This window comes from Actinomycetes bacterium (assembly GCA_036510875.1).
Lineage (GTDB): Bacteria > Actinomycetota > Actinomycetes > Prado026 > Prado026 > DATCDE01.
Window position 1 is genome coordinate 1 of sequence record DATCDE010000123.1, and the last position, 5,451, is coordinate 5,451.

At 71.4% G+C, this 5,451-nt stretch carries 4 protein-coding genes; all 4 read right to left on the reverse strand.

Going from position 1 to position 5,451, the window contains the following annotated elements; genetic code table 11:
* Positions 1-73 precede the first annotated feature (73 nt).
* The gene (locus VIM19_07160; protein HEY5184671.1) at positions 74-1,351 is read right to left on the reverse strand and encodes a diacylglycerol kinase family protein; all 1,278 of its coding nucleotides are present in this window, start codon (positions 1,349-1,351) and stop codon (positions 74-76) included.
* A 31-nt stretch (positions 1,352-1,382) separates the two neighbouring features.
* A complete protein-coding gene (locus VIM19_07165; GenBank protein ID HEY5184672.1) occupies positions 1,383-3,137 on the reverse strand; it encodes a SulP family inorganic anion transporter in 1,755 nt (584 codons plus the stop codon).
* A gap of 598 nt (positions 3,138-3,735) precedes the next feature.
* Positions 3,736-4,434 (reverse strand): response regulator transcription factor, encoded by a 699-nt coding sequence (locus VIM19_07170; protein ID HEY5184673.1) that lies wholly within the window; start codon positions 4,432-4,434, stop codon positions 3,736-3,738.
* A gap of 56 nt (positions 4,435-4,490) precedes the next feature.
* Positions 4,491-5,451 (reverse strand): HAMP domain-containing sensor histidine kinase (locus VIM19_07175; GenBank protein HEY5184674.1); only part of this gene is annotated, 961 nt, incomplete at its 5' end.

Below are 5,451 nucleotides of genomic sequence, written 5' to 3' on the forward strand. Positions count from 1 at the left end.
GCCTACGTGGTCCGAAGTCAGGGTGCCACCACCTGGTTCGTTCGCCGGGTCGGTGCCCTCCGTCATGTGCGGCCTAGCCGAGTCCGGCCGGGTCTGCGCCGCCGGCGATGCGCAGTAGCCGGCGCATCGCGTCGCGGAACCCCGTCGGCTGTGCGTACGCGGGTGAGGCGCCCGGGTGCTGCGGGGCGATGCGGACGCGCAACGCGCCTGGTCGGATCCGCAGGGTCAGGGGGGTCGGCATCATCAGCGCCTCCCCGTCGACCCCGAGCGGCACCTCGCCGTCCGACTCGATCACGAACTCGGGCGTGGCCCACTGCTGCAATGGCTGGCGGTGACCGCTCGGGGACGGGGCACCCATGACCGCGACCCCAAGTTCGCCGCCGTCCATGCACGGGCGCGTGCCCGAGCCGATGGCCTTGCCCAGCCGGTACACGTTGTTGGACACCAGGATCACCGCCGCCGACGACTGCGGCGCGCCGTCCGGCCCGGTCCAGCGCAGCTGTCGAGCGCCGCCGGCATCGCCCGGCGCCATCACCGTGGGCACCGTGTCGAGCAGGGTGCGGATCTTCGCGTCGCGGTAGCCCTCGCTCTGCACCGCCTCCGCGTATAGCCCAAAGGACACGTTGTTGACGAACACCCGGCCGCCGACTTCGCCGAGGTCGACCCGCTTCTCCCCGCCGTCGACGAACGCGTCCAGCGCGCCGACTACGTCGTCGCGGTCCACCCCGAGGTCGAGGGCGAAGTGGTTGCGGGTGCCAGCCGGGATGCAGGCGAACGGCAGGTCGTGCTCCGCCGCGATCGTGGCCACCAGCGCCTGCGTCCCGTCACCGCCGGCCGCCATCAGCCCGTCCGCGCCGCCGGCGACCAGGTCGCGGACCACCTGCTCCCAGTCCTCACCGGGCTGGAACTCCCGCGGCGTGATCCCCCGGCGGACGGCCTCCTCGGCCAGGTTGTTGCTCACGGCCTTACCGCCGCCGGACTTCACGTTGTAGACCACCACGGCGCGCGTGGGCCGGGGCGCCGCCGGCAGGTGGAGGTGCACCGAGAACGCCCGCTTGCTCACCGCCACGCCGAGCACCAGGAGCACCAGACCCGCCAACCCGCCGGGTCGGATCCCGTCGACCAGCACCACTGCCACCGCGCCGACCAGGAGCAGGCCCGCCAGGATCCACAACACCACGCGGGACCGGCCGGTGCGGATCAGGCCCTGCCAACCGATTATCGCCGCGAGCATCAGCAGGCCCAGCGCGATCAGCCCCCGGGGGAACTCCGCGACGACCGAGAAGACCAGCAGCATCGCGCCGACCGCCAGGCACAGCAGGGTCAGGACAGCCGCGACGCGTCGGGACATGACACCACCCCTTCCAGGTGAAGCGGACATGTCAGCTCCTCGCTTTCGGCGGCTGCCAGGTGGCCCCGGTCTCCCGAACGTACGTGGCGGCGGCATCGTCCAGTGACGGGAAGAAGTGGTTGGGGTCGATGGTGCGAGTGAGCTCGTAGCGTTCGATCTTCTCCCGCACCGCATCCTTCATCTCGGCGAACACCAGCGAGATGTCGCGCGCGTTCAGCCAGGTGTCCAGGTCCAGCAGCATGTCCGAGGCGGTGGTGTCGACATCGGTGACCGGCTCTGACGCGATGACGATCCACTTCAGGTCAGGGCGGTCCTGCGCCATGGCCCTGACCTCGTCGCTGAAGGAGCGCGAGTTCGCGAAGATCAGCGGGGCGTCGAACCGGTAGACGACCATCCCCGGAAGCCGCTCGGCGTCGGGGTAGCTTCCGGTGTCGTGCAGCCCGGTCATGCCGTCGACCCGGCCCAGCTCGGCGTGGTGCGGCCACCAGAGCCGGCGGAACACGTTGAGGATCGACAGGGCCACCGCGATGAGGATGCCCGGGAGCACGCCCAGGAGGGCCACTCCGAGGAAGGCGATCATTGCGAGGCCGAATTCCGTGCGGCGCTGCTGCCACAGCCGCCGGGTCGCCGGGAGGTCGGCCAGCGACAGCGCCGCAGCGATGACGACGGCGCCCAGGACGGGCTGGGGGACGTACTGGAAGAGCCCGGCGGCGAACACCAGGACGACGACGATGACCGCGGCCCCGACCACCCCGGTGAGCTGGGAGCGAGAACCCGACTGGTCCGCCACCGCGGTGCGGGAGCCGCTGGAGCTCACCGGGAAGCCCTGGAAGAGTCCGGCGGCCAGGTTGGCGGCGCCGACCCCCACCATCTCCTGGTTCCCGCGTACCCGATCCCCGTGACGGGCCGCGAAGCTGGACGCGTTGGACATGGTGTCCGCCAGCGTCACCAAGGTGATCCCCAGCGCGCCGATGAACAGCGGCCCCAGGTCGGACCAGCTCACGTGGGGGATCGTGAACGGAGGAAACCCTTGAGGGAGCACGCCGATGGTGTCGACGCCCTGGTCCTGGAGGTTCCACACGTGGACGGCGACGGATGCGAGCACCACGGCGACCAGCACCGAGGGCACCTTGGGTAGGAACCGGTTCAGCAGCAGGATGCCGGCGAGGGACACCACGCCGATGGCCGCAGCGGTGGCGTTCGCCTGTGAGTCGGCCAGCCCCTGGACGAAGCCCCTGGCCTCCTCGATGAGCCCGTTCGCGTCCACGGAGAAGCCGAACAGCTTGGGCAGCTGCCCGATCACGATGGTCAGGGCCAAGCCGTTCATATAGCCGACCTGGGTGGGCTTGGACAACAGGTCCGCGATGAAGCCGAACTTCGCCAGCCCGGCGACCACCATGATCGCGCCGACGAGGAGGGACAGCATGGACGCCAGCGCGATCGCCCGCGCCGGGTCGCCACCGGCCAGAAGCAGCGGGGCGACGGCGGCGGCGATCATGGGGCCTAGGGAGGAGTCGGGACCCAGCACGAGCACCCTCGACGGCCCGAAGGCCGCGTACCCGAGCAGGCACAGAATCGAGGTGTAGAGGCCGGTGATCGCGGGCAGCCCGGCCAGCTCGGCGTACGCCATGCCCTGCGGTACGAGTAGCGCCGAAAGGACCAGGCCGGCCAAGACGTCCTTCGTCAGCCAGGACCTCTGATAGGACCGCACCACGGCGATGCCTGGGATGTAGGCCTGGAAGCCGCGCGGCCCGTCGGCGTGGGACGGCGGGGCGGTCGCTGACACGAAGATCAGACAAGCAGGCCCGAATCCCGCAAGGCAAGGAACCTTGGGCCCTATTGACCACCGCCCGTGGCCCGGCGCGGCCGAGCCCCGCCTCGGTGCAGGCATCAGGGCCGCCATGACCCCCATGCCTGCAACGAGTGGTCGCAACGGCGTGGCGGTGGCGGTGGGACTTGAACCCACGAAGGGAGATCACAGTGCCGGTACAGGTGCCTACGTGGCTCGTCACCGGCGAGCCACACTCCACCTGACTGACAACACCCCGCTCGACCCGCTCTTGATCGGCAGGGATGTTGGCCTGGGAGCACGCTCGGCCATGAGATCGGTGCATGCCTGGTCGCGTGAAGGGTCGCTCCGTGTCCTGCCTGGTCGAGCCTCGATCGCGTTGTGGGCCACCGAGGCGCCGGCCAGCAGCTGCGGGCGCCGGCCTTGCTGGGTTCGGCGCTGCGGGGACAGGACCGGCGGGCGTCGGGTTGGTGCCGTTGCAGGGCCCCTGCTCGAGCACGGGGCGAGGGAACCAGAGGGCCTGACAGCCGCGTGGAGGTCCCCCGCGCGTGGCGGCGACCGGCGAGATGACGGCCGGCCGTGGCCGGGGTGGGTGCTAGGTGTCGCGGTGCAGGCCGAGGCGGTATCCGGCTCCGACCACGGTCTGCACGATGCGTGGGTGGGTGCGGTCGGCCTCGATCTTCTGCCGCAGGTTGCGCACGTGGGAGTCGACGATGCGTTCGTAGCCTTCGAAGTCGTAGCCGCGGGTGCGGTTGATCAGCTCGTAGCGGGAGAACACCCGGCCGGGGCTGCCGGCCAGGGTCCACAGCAGTCGCCACTCGGTGCTGGTGAGCTCCACTTGGTTGCCGCGGATGGTGGCCTGCCGCCGTGGTTCGTCCAGGACCAGCTCGCCGTCGCCGTAGGACGACGGCCGCTCGGGGGTGGTGTCCGGGTTGAGCCGGCGCAGGATGGCCCGCACCCGCAGGGTGACCTCGCGGGGGCTGAACGGTTTGGTGACGTAGTCGTCGGCGCCGAGCTCGAGGCAGTGGATGCGCTCGTCGGTGTCGTCCTTCGCGGTCAGGATGAGGATCGGGATGGTGGAGAACCGGCGAACCTCACGCACGACGTCCTCCCCGGCGACGTCGGGCAGCCCCAGGTCGAGGACGATCAGGTCCGGGGCGGCGTCGCGGGCCAGGCTGATGGCCTCGCCGCCGGACCAGGTGGTCAGCACCGACAGGCCATCATGCTCGAGGTAGGCGCGCAGCAGGTCGCGGATCTTTCGTTCGTCCTCGACAACGAGCACGCTGGTCTGCACGCGCCCACCTCCTCCACCTAGGCCAACGCCTAGGCCACTATGCGCCAACCCAGCGGTCAGTGGGCCACCGGCTCGACCGTCGAACCCTCGGCGACCGGACCCGGCCGGCTGATGGTGGGCAGGGTCACGGTGAACTGGGCTCCTCCGTCCGCGGGGGCGCGTGCGGTGACGGTGCCGCCGTGCGCGGCGACCAGGGACGCGACCACCGACAGCCCGATCCCGGTGCCACTGCGGGTGCCGGCGGCGCGCCCTCGCCAGAACCGGTCGAACAGGTGGGGCAGCTCGTCGGGCGGGATGCCGGGGCCGGTGTCGGTGACGACCAGCTCGGCGCCCTGCGCCGCCCGGTGGACCTCGACGGTGATGCGGCCACCGGGTGGGGTGAACTTGGCGGCGTTGGTCAGCAGGTTGGTGACCACCTGGCTCAGGCGGGTCGGGTCGCCGTGGACGACGACGTCGTCGTCGACGTCGGCGTGCGCGGTGAGCTCGGCGTCGTCGAAGTGGGCCTGCATCGCGTCCACCGTCCGGGCGGCGAGCTGGCCCAGGTCGACGGGTTCGGTGCGCAGCGCGAGTCCGGCGGCGTCCGCGGCGGACAAGGTGGCCAGGTCCTCGGTGACGCGTTCCAGTCGCAGCACCTCGTCGTGCAGGGACACCAGCCGGTCGGTGGTCGGCTCGGCGATGCCGTCGAGGAGCTGCTCGGTCTGTCCCCGAAGGATGGCCACCGGGGTGCGCAGCTCGTGGGCGACGTCGGCGATCAGCGCGCGGCGCTGCTCGTCTTGATGGGTCAGGGTCGCGGTCATCGCGGTGAAGGCCCGGCCGACCTCGCCGAGCTCGCCGGGGGCCCGGCGGATCAGCCGGTCCGGATGCGGCTCCCCGGCCGCGAAGGACCGCGTGGCGGCGGCCAGCGCGACCAGCGGCCGCGACACCCGCCGCGACACCACCACCGCGGCGGCCACCGCCAGCAGCAGCGCCAGCAGGGTGCCGACGAACAGGCTGCGCAGCAGCGCCGCGCGGGCCTGC